The organism is Streptococcus sp. OMI870, from assembly GCF_047460295.1.
Classification (GTDB): Bacteria; Bacillota; Bacilli; order Lactobacillales; family Streptococcaceae; genus Streptococcus.
Map to the genome: position 1 here is coordinate 527865 of NZ_JASHGM010000001.1, position 13573 is coordinate 541437.

A 13573-nucleotide genomic window follows, 5' to 3' on the forward strand; every position below is an offset into this window, starting at 1 on the left:
ATGTTTGCAACTTTATCTGAAAATTTGCAAAGAATTTGTACGCACTCATTCTGAATCAATTGCCTGTTTAAACAAACAAGAGGTTGGGAACATTCCCAACCTCTTGTTAGTCTAAAAGATAATCCCCTATCGATTGGAGAAGGTTTTAACTAATGCCGAGAGCAATCCGTGCATAACGACTCATCTTTTCAACCGTCCAAGCTGGATACCAGACGAGCTTAACATCCACTGATGTCACTTCTTCGACTTCGGTCAAAACATCATGGATTTGATCTGTTAGCAGATCAGCCAATGGGCATCCCATGGTCGTTAAGGTCATATCGATAATGGTTGCTCCGGTTTCACCATCAAAATGGATCTCGTAGACAAGACCTAAATTGACAATGTCAATCCCAAGCTCAGGATCGATTACCTCTTCCAAAGCATTTAAGATTTTATTTTTAATTTCTTCAATTTGCTCAGTTGTATAAGCCATATGACACTTCCTTTTTTACTAGTTTACTCTCGCCAGACCTAGGTCGCTTCTTCATTTCTAGGTGGCCGTTAAAAAGGTCCCTCAGACCAGCATCGCTTTTGAATTTCTTGGCTCGGATTAAAAAGGTCCACAGGACCTGGGTCGCTTTTTCATTTCTTGGCGACCGTTAAAAATGTCCCCCGGACCTAGGTCGCTTTTTCATTTCTTGGCGACCGTTAAAAATGTCCACTGGACCTGGGTCGCTTCTTCATTTCTAGGCGACCGTTAAAAAGGTCCACCGGACCTGGGTCGCTTCTTCATTTCTAGGCGACCGTTAAAAAGGTCCACCGGACCTTTTTAATCCTCAATAAAGTCACGCAATGGTTTGCTTCTGCTTGGGTGGCGGAGTTTGCGGAGGGCTTTGGCTTCGATCTGACGGATCCGTTCACGGGTCACGTTAAAGACTTTGCCCACATCTTCCAAGGTCCGCATTTTTCCATCATCCAAACCGAAACGGAGACGAAGCACGTTTTCTTCCCGATCTGTCAAAGTATCAAGGACTTCATCCAACTGTTCACGTAGTACTACACGAGTGGTGTAATCTACTGGATTTTCAATCACTTCGTCTTCGATGAAATCTCCCAAATGGCTATCGTCTTCTTCCCCGATTGGAGTTTCGAGAGACACAGGCTCTTGAGCAATCTTCAAGATTTCACGCACCTTGTCTGGTGTCATATCCATACGTTCAGCAATTTGTTCAGGTGTTGGATCTTGTCCCAATTCTTGCAAGAGATTGCGTTGTTCACGGACCAACTTGTTAATAGTTTCCACCATGTGAACAGGGATCCGAATGGTACGAGCTTGGTCTGCAATAGCACGAGTGATAGCCTGACGGATCCACCAAGTTGCATAAGTAGAGAATTTAAATCCTTTGGTATAGTCAAACTTATCAACGGCCTTCATCAAGCCCATATTTCCTTCTTGGATCAAATCTAAGAATTGCATCCCACGTCCAACATAACGTTTCGCAATGGAAACAACCAAACGAAGGTTGGCTTCTGCCAAACGTTGCTTAGCTTCCAAGTCTCCTTGTTCCACCAAGATGGCCAATTCTTGTTCTTCTTCATTGGTCAAAAGAGGAACGACCCCAATTTCTTTCAAATACATCCGTACTGGGTCATTAACCTTGGCAGAGTTGCTTCCAAGCAATTCCTCATCTGACAGTTCTGGTTCTTCTTCGTTGTTTAAGACCCGGGCACTTGGATTTCCTTCTTTATCTGTGATTGAAATCCCTGCATCCTGAATCCGTTGCAAGAGATCTTCAATTCCGTCTGCATCCAGTGTGAAAGGAATAACCAACTTGTCATTAATTTCATCATCTGTTGCAGTCCCGCTTTGCTTGTGGCTACGGATAAATTCTGCAATTTGAACGTCCAATGTTGTAATATCTTTTTGTTCTTTAGCCATTCCTACTCCATTCTTCTTTTTTGAGCGATCAAGCGCTCGAGTTCCAATAAAGCTGTTTCCGCATCCCCAGTTGAGGAAGCTTCTTTCACTTTATTTCCAATTTGTTGACTTTCTTTACGAAGGAGCTCACGAGTTCTTGTCGCTTCTACTTCTTCGAGTTCACCATCCGCTATCTCTTCTGGTAAATCTTCTTCTAACATACGGTACCAGGCATGCTGGACCCCTTCGGCTTGCTCGGACAAATCCTGCGAAGTAACTTCCCCATTTTGACAGAGCAATTGATACAAGATCTGAAGCTCCGGTGTATCGAAGGAAAAATCAGGTCGTAAACGATAATCATTCAGCACCATGGGAAAATCCTTCATCCTGCTCAACAAATGATTTTCTGCCTTGATCAAGCGCGTCATCCCACGATTCGGCAAGAAATCTACTGAAAAATTCGACGTTTTTGCTCGCCCACTCGTTTGAGCCTCTTGTCGTTGATGCAAGCGACTATTATTAACAATCTGCTCAATCTGCAAATAATCAAAATCTGGTAATAAATCAGCCAGTTTATAGATATAGGTATTTTGTGCTGTGATGGAGCGCGTCTGAGCAATCATAGGCGCCATCTTTTCAACAAATTCAATCTGTGCTTGCAGATTTTCAATATACTGGGGCTTCCAGTAATGCATCAAGAATTCCACCTTACTGATCCGAGAATTCTTTAAGAGTCCTGCTAGATCATCTGGGGAAGTCTTTTTGAGATACTCATCTGGGTCCATCTGATCCGGAATACGGACAATCTCTAGTTCCAGATCCTGCAAAAGCTCCAAGGCCTTAGTTGTCGCTTCAAGTCCAGCTTTATCTCCATCATAGGTCAGAATGACTTTTTTTGCGAAACGAGACAGATGCTGGACGTGCTCCGGTGTCAATGCTGTCCCCATAGAGGCGACTGCATTTTCAATACCAGCTCGATAAGCCGCAATGACATCCATAAAGCCTTCCATGACATACATTTCATGCTGTTTTTTTGCACTAGTCTTAGCTTGATCTAAATGATAGAGTTCATAACTTTTATTAAAGAGACGGGTACTACGACTATTCTTGTACTTGGCTTGATGACTCCCATCATCCATCTTTTTCCATAACCTACCAGAAAAAGCAATGACTCGTCCGCTATCATCCGTCAGAGGAAACATGATCCGATCCTGAAAAGCATCAAAAACTGTTCCAGCATCTGATATAGTAAACAAACCCGAATCGGTTATAACCTTTTCAGAAAACTTCTCGGATAGATTGCGATAGAGGTAGTTCCCTTCTGCTGGTGCTAGTCCCAATTGAAAATGTCGGATGACTTCATCGGTCAACCCCCGTTCATGCAGATAGCGTCTCGCTTCTTCCCCCATCTTTGTCGTCATCAGAATGGCTTGATAGAACTTGCTAGCTTCCTTATGAATGTCATAGAGTTCTTGATTGGGATTGGTTTGCACTTGTTGACTTGGCCTTGCCTGATACTGAAGCGCAATGCCTGCTTTTTCTGCTACAATCTGGACTGCATCCATAAAGGCAACTCCCCGATAGTCTTCAATAAATTTAAAGACATCCCCAGAGCGACCACAACCGAAACAATGGTAAAATTGCTTGTCTTCAACAACATTAAAGGACGGAGTCTTTTCTCCATGAAAAGGACAAAGGCCTAAAAAATTACGACCAGCCTTGGTCAGGGAAACGACCTCGCCAATCACTTCGACAATGTTTACACTGTTTTTAATCTCTGCAATTAGCTCTTTTTCAACCATAAACAGTGCCTCCATTTTACCATAGATTATCACTTTATATTTTATACTAAAAGTTAGTAAAAGTAAATTTTTTCCTACTGATTTCACACATAAAAGAAAAGATTTTCACCCTTTATCACTAATTTTTAAAAAAATTGTGCATATTTCTTGTCAGTCTAACTATTTTCCGTTATACTATCATAGTAAAAAATTATTATGAAAGGACATATTTAGGATATGTTAAAAGATTTGAAAGATTTTCTCCTTCGTGGGAATATTGTTGACCTTGCTGTTGCAGTCGTTATCGGAGCTGCATTTGGAGCTATCGTAACATCATTTGTTAACGATATCATTACTCCACTTATTTTGAACCCAGCTTTGAAAGCTGCTCGTGTTCAAAATATTGCACAATTGTCATGGAACGGTGTTGCTTACGGTAGCTTCTTGAGCGCTGTGATCAACTTCCTTGTTGTTGGTACTGTTCTTTTCTTCGTAGTGAAAGCTGCAGAGAAAGCTCAAAACCTTGGTAAAAAAGAGGAAGCTGCTGAAGAAGAAGCTGCTGCTCCTACTCAAGAAGAGTTGCTTACTGAAATCCGCGACTTGCTTGCAAACAAATAAAGAGATAAAAAATCCGATCTTCTAGAAGAAGGTCGGATTTTTTTGTCTTCAATTTTCTAGAAAAACAAAAAACAGACCGAAGTCTGTTTCTGTATTCAATTAGAATTTTTTACGTTTACGAGCTGCTTCTGATTTACGTTTACGTTTTACAGAAGGTTTTTCATAGAATTCACGTTTGCGTGTTTCTTGAAGAGTACCAGCTTTAGTAACCGCGCGTTTGAAACGACGAAGAGCATCGTCAAGAGATTCATTCTTACGTACTACTGTTTTTGACATGTTTTTCACTCCCTTCAAGCCTAAAATCTTAATTATTTTATCACACTTGAAAGATCCTGTCAATATCTTTTGAAACTTTTCTACTATCCCCATTCATTTTTTGTGCTTTCCAACTTTTTCATTCCTTGCATTTTATGTTACAATGGAAACAAAGAAAACCATGAAGGAGACAACATGTCAGAAATTTATGATATTACCATTGTTGGGGGCGGACCAGTTGGTCTCTTTGCTGCTTTTTATGGTAATTTGCGCCAAGTAAAAGTCAAACTAATTGATTCCCTGCCACAATTGGGAGGGCAACCAGCTATCCTCTATCCAGAAAAAAACATTCTTGATGTCCCTGGATTTACGAATTTAACAGGTCAAGAGTTGAGTGACCATTTGATCGAGCAAGTGAAAGGATTCGACACTCCGATCTTCCTCAATGAAACCGTAGAGGGGATTCAAAAAGAGGACGATATTTTCACTATCACTACTTCTCGCCAACAGCATCTGTCAAAAGCAATTGTGATTGCCATGGGTGGTGGAGCCTTTAAGCCACGTACCCTTGACATTGAAGGGGCTGAAAACTTTGAAAATGTTCACTACCACGTTTCAAACATCCAACAATACCAAGGACAGCAGGTAACTGTCCTTGGAGGCGGGGACTCTGCAGTCGACTGGGCCCTTGCTTTTGAAAAGATTGCTCCGACTACGATCATTCACCGAAGAGATAACTTCCGCGCCCTCGAACACAGCGTGGAGGAATTGAAACATTCTTCCGTGCAGATTAAAACACCCTTTGTTCCAAGTCGCTTGATTGGAGAAAATGGACAGGCCACTCATCTAGAAATCACCAAAGTCAAATCTGATGAAACAGAAATGATTCCAATAGATCATTTGTTTGTTAACTATGGTTTTAAATCTTCTATCGGGAACTTGAAAGAATGGGGGCTAGAATTGCAGCGGCATAAAATCAAGGTGAACCAAAAACAAGAAACTAGCCTTCCTGGAATTTATGCCTGTGGAGACTGTTGCTTCTACGAAGGAAAGATCGATCTCATCGCTACAGGTCTGGGGGAAGCTCCAACAGCTGTCAACAATGCCATCAACTACATTTATCCAGATAAGAAAGTCCAACCAACACACTCAACCAGTTTATAATAAAAAAGGCCTTTGGCCTTTTTTATTTGTCTAAATCGTCTGCGATCTTATTGATCTTACGCAAGCGGTGATTGACGCCACTTTTTGAAATAGGTTGTTGCAAACTATCTGCGATCTGCTGGATGGAATAATCTGGATGGTTCATCCGGATATAGGCAACCTCTTGCAGGTCACTTGGTAAACTTCCTAAGCCGACCGTATCCATGATTTTACTAATATTATTGATGGTTTTCATACTAGCTGTAACCGTTCGCTGGATATTGGCCATCTCAGCATTATTGGCCCGATTGAGATCATTGCGCGTCTCTCTCATGACCTTGATAGCTTCAAATTCTTGCATAGCTTCCATAGCCTCTACCACAATCAAAAAATCAATGATATCTTCCGCTCGTTGAAGATAGGTTACCACACCCTTTTTACGCTCAATGGTTTTGGCATCTAGCAGAAAGCCTTGCATAAGAAGGGCAATTCCTTCCGCGTGATCCGTGTAGACAGAATGGATTTCCAACTGGTATTTTCCTTTTTCAGGATCCATGATGGAACCACTCGACAAAAAAGCTCCCCGAAGATAAGCACGACTCGCTACTTCATCTTCTAAAACACTGGCATCAATTCCTGTCTCGATTCCAAAGAAGGCATCTGCCAAATGTAAGTCAGCTAGAATCTCTTCCACCTTTTCATCCAAGAATACCGTGTAGACACGATTTTTTTTCAAATTGGTTTTTTGGTGGTGACGAATATCCGACTTGGCTTCATAAAAATGATGCAACAACTCATAGATATGGCGAGCGATCTTGGCATTTTCTGTCGTCACTGAGAGCGTCAAGCCCCCCATTGATATGCCGAGGCTTCCAGACATTTTGATAATGGCAGCCAACTCACTCTTTTCAAATCGCTTGAGAGACAATAATTCTTCTTTGACGCGAATCGTAAAACTCATTTTATCACCTGCACGATCTGCATCAGTTCTTCTACTACTTTTTCACCATCATGAAAAGCTCCCCCGTTGACCAGCTTTAAGAAATCGGAAGAAATCACTTGAGGCACTTGCTCTCGCAAGCCTTTAAAATCATGCTCTACCTGCACCAAGTACTCATCAAATTTATTGCTATTCATATAAGTCGTAGGAACCTGATTGATATTGACAAGAACTGTATCAATAAACTTGTCTCCCAAGTGTTTGTGAAGGACAGCCACATGGTCACTATCCGTGAAGTGTTCTGTCTCCCCTCTTTGGGTCATGATATTGCAAACATAGGCTACTTGGGCTTTGGTTTCAAGGATAGCGGCTCCAATCTCATCAATCATCAAATTGGGAAGAATTGAGGTAAAGAGCGATCCAGGCCCCAAGACCACCATATCACTTTCAAGAATCGCTTCCACCACTTTTTTACTAGCTCTTGGACGCTCTTGATCAAAGGTATTGGTCACATAGACATGATCAATCATACCAGTGTAGTTGGCAATTTGACTCTCCCCTATCACTTCTTTTCCGTCTTGAAAGACGGCATGAAGGGTCAAGGGACTATCACTGGAAGGGTAGATCTTTCCCGTTGTATGGAAAAACTTGGTCAATAATTGCATGGCGTTGTAGGTTGAACCTTGCATCTCTGAAATTCCTGCAATGATCAAATTTCCCAAAGGGTGGCCAGCCAAAGGCCCATCATCGTCTGCAAAGCGGTATTGAAAGACCTTTTCATAAAAACGAGGCATATCTGACATGGCAACCAGCACATTTCGAAGATCTCCAGGTGGTGTCAATTTTTGGATATTCTTCCGCAATTCACCTGAACTCCCACCATCATCTGCAACGGTTACAATGGCCGTGATGTCGACAGGTTTCTTTCTCAGGCTATCTAAAATAACAGAAATCCCTGTCCCTCCTCCAATAACGGTTACTTTTGGTTTTCTCATGAGCGATTCACCGTTTCTTTCCGTCTGTCCTTGTCTCTATGACTGCAATTGACCTGCCAATTTTTTTCTAAATCATGCGCTAAACGTTCGGCAAAGGCAACTGAACGGTGTTGCCCTCCGGTACAGCCCATAGCGATGGTGAGAACAGATTTTCCTTCTCGTTTGTAAGACGGTAAAATAGGAAGGATCAGGTCATGGAGATGACGGTAAAAGTCCTCTGATTCAGGGTGATCCATGACATAATCATAGACAGCCGGATCTTGACCTGTTAAATTACGAAGTTCTAACTTGTAATAAGGATTGGGAAGAAAACGCACGTCAAAGACCAAGTCGGCATCAATCGGAAGGCCATATTTAAAACCAAATGACATAACCTCAACCCGAAAATCTGGCTGATTATCTTGACTGGCAAATTGTTCGGCGATGGTTTTTCTCAGATTACGGGGCGTCAACTCAGTCGTGTCCACCACATTTTGACTAATATTTTTCAAAGGAGACAAGAGCTCTCGCTCTAACGTAATCCCATCCAAGACACGACCATCTGCCGCTAGTGGGTGACTTCGACGGGTTTCCTTATACCGCGCTACCAACTCACTGTCCGTGGCATCCAAAAACAACACCTTAAAATCGAGGTCTTCTTGGTTGTCTAATTCGTCCAAAATCGTACGAATTTCATTAAAAAAGGAACGGCTGCGCATATCCACAACAACGGCTAATTTATTGTTATCTGGGCTGAGGCGCATGAGCTCAATAAATTTTAGTAACAGCGCTGGTGGCATATTGTCGATGGTAAAGTAACCTAAATCCTCAAAAGATTGGATGGCGACGGTCTTGCCTGCACCGCTCATCCCCGTTACCATAACCAGTTGAATCTTACTTTTTGTCATTTTCTACTCCCATAAATAAAACAGAGTGGCCTTACAGTTTCCTGGTCTCCACTCTGTTTTTTTGTCTTTGAATCGTTATTAGGCATTGATTTCCGCAATAACTTCAATTTCAACCTTCACATCACGTGGCAGGCGAGCTACTTCAACAGCAGATCGAGCTGGAAACTCAGTGGTAAAGACTGTTTGATACACTTCGTTAAAAGGTACAAAGTCATTCATATCACTCAGGAAACAAGTGGTTTTCACCACATGGTCAAAGTCTGTTCCGGCCTCTTCCAAAATAGCAGCAATATTTTTGAGAACTTGTTTTGTTTGCTCTTGGATGGTTTGACCAATGATTTCCCCTGTTTCAGGCGATAAGGGAACCTGACCGCTTGCGAAGAGAAGATTGCCTACAATTTTTCCTTGAACATAAGGTCCAATTGCAGCAGGTGCTTTATCCGTATGAATTGTTTTTGCCATAGTATTCTCCAAGTCTATTTACTTCTGCTGGTTTTCTTTTGCTGCTTTTTCCCTCAGTAAGCGCATTTTGCGCTTAGGATTTAGCGTATTAAAAAGTTCTTCTAGTTTTTCAGCATTCCAAACATCAGCTGCTGAAACAAAATTTCCATTTTCATCTCGAAAAGAGATCGGTTTATCTCCCACTGAAAAAGCCTCATTTCTTATTTGGAATCCTTCATTCGCTCGGGATCATCCTTAATCTACAAACTCAAATTCAAATTTACCGATTCGAACGATATCACCGTCTTTAGCTCCACGCGCGCGGAGAGCTTCATCGACACCCATTCCACGCAATTGACGCGCAAATTTCATGACAGACTCATCGCGATCAAAATTGGTCATATTGAAGAGCTTCTCTAGCTTGTCACCTGACAAGATCCAAGAAGCATCGTCATCGCGATTGATCTCGAAGGCTGGTTGGTCCTCATCAAAGCCGTAGTAAACTTCTTCTTGGGCCATGTCGTCTTCTGAATACAAGAGGAATTCTGGTGTTTTGTCTAACAATTCTGCCGTTGCATCTAACAAATTGTCTAAACCTTGATGCGCCAAACTAGAGATCGGGAAGATCTGTGGCAGATCATCAAACTCGTCGTAGTTGGCCGCCAATTTTTTCTTGAACTCTTTCAAATTTTCCTGGCTCTCTGGCATATCCATCTTATTCGCCACGATGATCTGCGGACGTTCCATCAAGCGAAGATTATAGGTTTCAAGCTCTTTATTGATTTGAACATAATCTTCATAAGGATCGCGTCCTTCACTGGCTGACATATCAATAACATGCAAGATAACACGGGTACGCTCGATATGGCGAAGGAACTGGGTGCCTAGTCCCACTCCTTGGCTAGCTCCTTCGATCAATCCAGGAAGGTCTGCAACTGCAAAGGATTCACCTGAAGGTGTCCGAACCATACCCAAGTTTGGCACGATGGTTGTAAAATGATAGGCCCCAATTTTTGGTTTGGCAGAAGTAATGACACTCAGAAGAGTTGATTTCCCGACTGATGGGAAGCCAACTAAACCAACGTCTGCTAATACCTTGAGTTCTAATTCGAGTTCTCGTTCCTGACCTGGTTCCCCATTTTCTGAAATCTCAGGAGCTGGATTCTTTGGAGTAGCAAATCGAATATTTCCACGTCCGCCACGTCCACCATGGGCTACAATATACTCCTGTCCATTTTCAACCAAGTCGGTAATGACCTTACCAGTCTCAGCATCTCGGACTGTCGTTCCTTGCGGTACTCGTACATAGAGATCTTCTGCTCCCCGTCCGTGCATCCCTTTGGTCATCCCTTTTTCCCCATTTTGGGCTTTAAAATGTCGGTTATAGCGGAAGTCCATCAGTGTGCGCAAGCCTTCGTCTACAACGAAAATGACATTCCCGCCACGGCCTCCATCACCACCCCAAGGTCCGCCATTAGGGACATATTTTTCACGGCGAAAGGCCACCATGCCATCGCCGCCATTTCCAGCCTTGACCTTAATCTTGGCTGTATCTAAAAACATACTCATAAATTAAAGATTTCCTTTATTTCTGTGCGCGCTTTAATAAGAAAGAGCGCCAATTGCTGTTGCAAAGATTGCACCAACGGTGACAATCAACATGATCACAATAACCACCATGGTGATCATTTCAAATACTGTTTTTTTACGTTTTCCGTTATCTCCAAAAGCCACTGCTACTACCTCGATTACTATAAATTCATTAGCCCTATTTTACCACGAAATAGGGGATTTTTCAAATCGAGCCTACACAAAAAGACCAGACAAACGTCTGATCTTTTATGGATAGATTTAGGAATCTTTTCTTACTCGTAAAACACTAACAGAAAGAACTGCCAGTAAGACACCCATCACAAGAACAACCGGTGTCATCTTCTCACCTGTACTTGGAAGAACTTTTTTCTTACCAGGTTTTGGAGCTTCTTCTTCTTTGACAGAAGTTGATGATGAGCTTGATGAAGAGCTAGAACTTGATGAAGATGATGAGGTTGATGATTTTGGATCTGGATTCGGACTTGGTTTTGGATCTGGTTGTGGTTTAGATGGCTCTGGATCTGGTTTTGGATCCGGTTGCGGTTTTGGATCTGGTTGTGGTTTAGATGGCTCTGGATCTGGGGTCGGTGGGGTTTGTTCTTTCTCACCTAATCCTTCGCCAGATCCTGATTCTAATCTCACTTCGCGGGTTAAACTACGTGGTGCCGGGAAATTAGTTGCTGTCCATGTTAGCGTATTATGAACAAGATCACCTACTTTTGTACCAGGAGCTACTTTGGTCGAATATTCGATATACATTGGCCAGTTGTAGTTATCTCCAAAATTAATGGTAAAGCCAGTAATTTTGCCATCTGCATTCTTTTCGAAGACCGCTTTTTTAGTAAAGTTATCAAGAACTGGAAGATTTAAAATCTGTGCTTCGTTCTTAATCCCACCTGCTACAGGATTATACCGAACAGCACGTAGGCTACCTTCAACCAATGTTAAACCATCTCCGAATTGGTCTTTAATGACCATTCCACGGAGGATATCTTGACGAGCATTTAAGAGAATACGCCATTTGACAATGGTCGGATAAGACTTATCTTGGTAGCCGTATTTCATCTCGTATTCTCCAGCTTCCCCATCTGTCTTTTCATAATTCAATGAAAAGTCCGTATTCCCTAATTTAAATTGGATTGGGGAGGTTTTAGTTACCACTTCGGAGTCTACTTTTACATCAAAATGCAAGGCAACTCGTTTATTGAGTGGATGAGATTCGAAATAATCATTAAAAGTAACTGTCACTGTTTTCTTACCTGTATCAACGACAGCTTTCCCCACAGTTTGACCATTTGATTGGCCTTCCTCAAGAACATTGAATTCCAATGCTGTGTAGAGGGTTAATTCTTTTGGTAAGCTAAGTGTTAAAGTATCACCAGCTTGAATGGCTTGCGAATCAGGGAAGGTCAAAGAAATGCTTGCTGACAATTTTTCATTCGTCAACACCTTGCTCCCATTCGTTAAAGGATTACCATCTTTCGTTAAGCTTGCTGTCTGTGTATAAGACGAGACTTCTGCGGCCTGAATGGTTTTAGTAAAAGCACTTGCAAATACAACCGTTAGCACTAAGACAAGTGACCATACAATTTGACGGACCTGTTTCATAACTTCCTCCTCTGCTCGCCTGTTTGCGAGCTATTTTTATAGATTTAAAGACCAATTTCTGCTTGAACAACTGCTGCAATGGTATCCACATAGTAATCGACTTCTTGGTCGGTAGGAGCTTCTGCCATGACACGAAGCAGTGGTTCAGTACCACTAGGGCGAACAAGGATGCGACCATTTCCTGCCATCTCCGCTTCCATTTTTTCAATGATTTCACGGATGGCTGGAACTTCCATAGCCTTGTCTTTCATACTATTTTCAACGCGAATATTAACGAGTTTTTGCGGGTAAATCGTTACTTCAGCGGCTAATTCAGATAATTTCTTACCAGTTTCTTGCATGATTTTGGTCAATTGAACGCCTGTTAATTGACCATCGCCGGTCGTGTTGTAATCCATGATGACTACATGACCGGACTGTTCCCCACCAAGGTTATACCCAGATTTTCGCATTTCTTCGACCACATAACGGTCTCCAACAGCTGTGATTTCTTTTTGAATCCCCTTCGCATCTAATGCCTTGTGGAAACCGAGATTGGACATGACAGTTGTAACGATCGTATTTTTCTCGAGTAAGCCTTTGCTTGAAAGATACGAACCGATGATGTACATGATCTTATCGCCATCTACGATCTCTCCATTTTCATCCACAGCAATCAATCGATCGCTATCTCCGTCAAAGGCAAGACCAATCGCTGCGCCCACTTCTTTCACTTTTTCTTGCAAATGCTCTGGATGTGTCGAACCGACCCCGTCATTGATATTCAAACCATCTGGATTTTCACCGATAACCGTCAAGTGAGCTCCTAAATCTGCAAAGATTTGACGAGCACTGGTAGAGGCAGCACCATTTGCTGTATCCAAGACCACGTGCATGCCTTCTAATTGCACCCCTGTCGATACAAGGAATTCTTGATACTTACGCAAGCCTTCTGGATATTCCATCACTGTTCCTAAACCGTGCGCACTTGGACGAGGAAGAGTATCTTCTGTAGCATCAAGCAAGGCTTCAATTTCTAGTTCACGATCGTCATCCAATTTGAAACCATCGCCTCCAAAGAATTTAATTCCATTATCCAATGCCGGATTGTGACTAGCAGAGATCATCACTCCAGCGCTAGCTTTTTCAGTACGAACTAAGTAGGAAACTCCTGGTGTTGCAATCACACCCAACTTATAGACGCGAATACCAACTGATAACAAGCCCGCAATCAAGGCATGCTCTAGCAATTCACCAGAAATACGGGTATCACGCCCAACAAACACTAAAGGAGTTTCTTCTTCATGTTGACTTAATACATAGCCTCCAAAACGGCCCAACTTAAAGGCCAATTCTGGTGTTAACTCTACATTCGCTTCTCCACGGACACCGTCCGTTCCAAAATATTTACCCATTCTTTTCACCTTTTTTCT

The 13573-nt window shown here is 42.3% G+C and carries 15 protein-coding genes; 2 read left to right on the forward strand and 13 right to left on the reverse strand.

Annotation, left to right across the window (positions count from 1 at the left end):
• Positions 1-145: 145 nt before the first annotated feature.
• The 3 genes from QM968_RS02685 to dnaG form a co-directional block, all read right to left on the reverse strand.
• Positions 146-475 (reverse strand): metal-sulfur cluster assembly factor, encoded by a 330-nt coding sequence (locus tag QM968_RS02685; RefSeq protein ID WP_009732581.1) that lies wholly within the window; start codon positions 473-475, stop codon positions 146-148.
• 336 nt (positions 476-811) lie between these two features.
• Positions 812-1921, reverse strand: a complete 1110-nt coding sequence (gene rpoD, locus QM968_RS02690; RefSeq protein WP_009732580.1) for an RNA polymerase sigma factor RpoD — start codon at positions 1919-1921, stop codon at positions 812-814.
• A 2-nt stretch (positions 1922-1923) separates the two neighbouring features.
• A complete protein-coding gene (dnaG, locus tag QM968_RS02695; RefSeq protein ID WP_414382041.1) occupies positions 1924-3702 on the reverse strand; it encodes a DNA primase in 1779 nt (592 codons plus the stop codon).
• Between the two features lie 216 nt (positions 3703-3918).
• Here dnaG and mscL point away from each other — a divergent pair, with 216 nt between their 5' ends.
• Complete coding sequence (gene mscL / locus QM968_RS02700) at positions 3919-4299, forward strand: large conductance mechanosensitive channel protein MscL (RefSeq protein ID WP_070589400.1); 381 nt, start codon at positions 3919-3921, stop codon at positions 4297-4299.
• Between the two features lie 99 nt (positions 4300-4398).
• Here mscL and rpsU read toward each other — a convergent pair whose 3' ends face one another.
• Positions 4399-4575 carry a 30S ribosomal protein S21 gene (gene rpsU, locus QM968_RS02705; protein WP_000048054.1) on the reverse strand — a complete coding sequence of 59 codons (177 nt, stop codon included), beginning with the start codon at positions 4573-4575 and terminating at the stop codon, positions 4399-4401.
• Positions 4576-4749: 174 nt separating this feature from the next.
• Between rpsU and QM968_RS02710 the strand changes: the two genes are divergently transcribed.
• A complete protein-coding gene (locus tag QM968_RS02710) occupies positions 4750-5718 on the forward strand; it encodes an NAD(P)/FAD-dependent oxidoreductase (protein ID WP_414382044.1) in 969 nt (322 codons plus the stop codon).
• A 22-nt stretch (positions 5719-5740) separates the two neighbouring features.
• Here QM968_RS02710 and whiA read toward each other — a convergent pair whose 3' ends face one another.
• From whiA to glmM, 9 genes are all read right to left on the reverse strand, one after another.
• A complete protein-coding gene (whiA, locus tag QM968_RS02715) occupies positions 5741-6658 on the reverse strand; it encodes a DNA-binding protein WhiA (protein ID WP_247923121.1) in 918 nt (305 codons plus the stop codon).
• The gene (locus QM968_RS02720; RefSeq protein WP_247923120.1) at positions 6655-7632 is read right to left on the reverse strand and encodes a gluconeogenesis factor YvcK family protein; all 978 of its coding nucleotides are present in this window, start codon (positions 7630-7632) and stop codon (positions 6655-6657) included. The genes whiA and QM968_RS02720 overlap by 4 nt, the downstream gene beginning before the upstream one ends.
• Positions 7629-8519: an RNase adapter RapZ gene (gene rapZ / locus QM968_RS02725; protein ID WP_414325254.1), complete on the reverse strand. Its 891-nt coding sequence runs from the start codon at positions 8517-8519 to the stop codon at positions 7629-7631. The genes QM968_RS02720 and rapZ overlap by 4 nt, the downstream gene beginning before the upstream one ends.
• A gap of 78 nt (positions 8520-8597) precedes the next feature.
• Complete coding sequence (locus QM968_RS02730) at positions 8598-8981, reverse strand: RidA family protein (protein WP_414382048.1); 384 nt, start codon at positions 8979-8981, stop codon at positions 8598-8600.
• Positions 8982-8999: 18 nt separating this feature from the next.
• The gene (locus tag QM968_RS02735; protein ID WP_414382051.1) at positions 9000-9164 is read right to left on the reverse strand and encodes a hypothetical protein; all 165 of its coding nucleotides are present in this window, start codon (positions 9162-9164) and stop codon (positions 9000-9002) included.
• Positions 9165-9215: 51 nt separating this feature from the next.
• Positions 9216-10529, reverse strand: a complete 1314-nt coding sequence (obgE, locus tag QM968_RS02740; RefSeq protein ID WP_414382053.1) for a GTPase ObgE — start codon at positions 10527-10529, stop codon at positions 9216-9218.
• A gap of 33 nt (positions 10530-10562) precedes the next feature.
• The gene (locus QM968_RS02745) at positions 10563-10694 is read right to left on the reverse strand and encodes a DUF4044 domain-containing protein (protein ID WP_368404014.1); all 132 of its coding nucleotides are present in this window, start codon (positions 10692-10694) and stop codon (positions 10563-10565) included.
• Between the two features lie 117 nt (positions 10695-10811).
• Positions 10812-12161, reverse strand: a complete 1350-nt coding sequence (locus QM968_RS02750; RefSeq protein ID WP_414382056.1) for an Ig-like domain-containing protein — start codon at positions 12159-12161, stop codon at positions 10812-10814.
• Positions 12162-12205: 44 nt separating this feature from the next.
• On the reverse strand, positions 12206-13555 hold the full coding sequence (gene glmM / locus QM968_RS02755) for a phosphoglucosamine mutase (RefSeq protein WP_414382059.1): 1350 nt from the start codon (positions 13553-13555) through the stop codon (positions 12206-12208).
• Positions 13556-13573 lie beyond the last annotated feature (18 nt).

Coding starts and splice junctions, on each gene's coding strand:
- QM968_RS02685 (WP_009732581.1), bottom strand. CDS start 475: ATGGCTTATACAACTGAGCAAATTGAAGAAATTAAAAATAAAATCTTA.
- rpoD (WP_009732580.1), bottom strand. CDS start 1,921: ATGGCTAAAGAACAAAAAGATATTACAACATTGGACGTTCAAATTGCA.
- dnaG (WP_414382041.1), bottom strand. CDS start 3,702: ATGGTTGAAAAAGAGCTAATTGCAGAGATTAAAAACAGTGTAAACATT.
- mscL (WP_070589400.1), top strand. CDS start 3,919: ATGTTAAAAGATTTGAAAGATTTTCTCCTTCGTGGGAATATTGTTGAC.
- rpsU (WP_000048054.1), bottom strand. CDS start 4,575: ATGTCAAAAACAGTAGTACGTAAGAATGAATCTCTTGACGATGCTCTT.
- QM968_RS02710 (WP_414382044.1), top strand. CDS start 4,750: ATGTCAGAAATTTATGATATTACCATTGTTGGGGGCGGACCAGTTGGT.
- whiA (WP_247923121.1), bottom strand. CDS start 6,658: ATGAGTTTTACGATTCGCGTCAAAGAAGAATTATTGTCTCTCAAGCGA.
- QM968_RS02720 (WP_247923120.1), bottom strand. CDS start 7,632: ATGAGAAAACCAAAAGTAACCGTTATTGGAGGAGGGACAGGGATTTCT.
- rapZ (WP_414325254.1), bottom strand. CDS start 8,519: ATGACAAAAAGTAAGATTCAACTGGTTATGGTAACGGGGATGAGCGGT.
- QM968_RS02730 (WP_414382048.1), bottom strand. CDS start 8,981: ATGGCAAAAACAATTCATACGGATAAAGCACCTGCTGCAATTGGACCT.
- obgE (WP_414382053.1), bottom strand. CDS start 10,529: ATGAGTATGTTTTTAGATACAGCCAAGATTAAGGTCAAGGCTGGAAAT.
- QM968_RS02750 (WP_414382056.1), bottom strand. CDS start 12,161: ATGAAACAGGTCCGTCAAATTGTATGGTCACTTGTCTTAGTGCTAACG.
- glmM (WP_414382059.1), bottom strand. CDS start 13,555: ATGGGTAAATATTTTGGAACGGACGGTGTCCGTGGAGAAGCGAATGTA.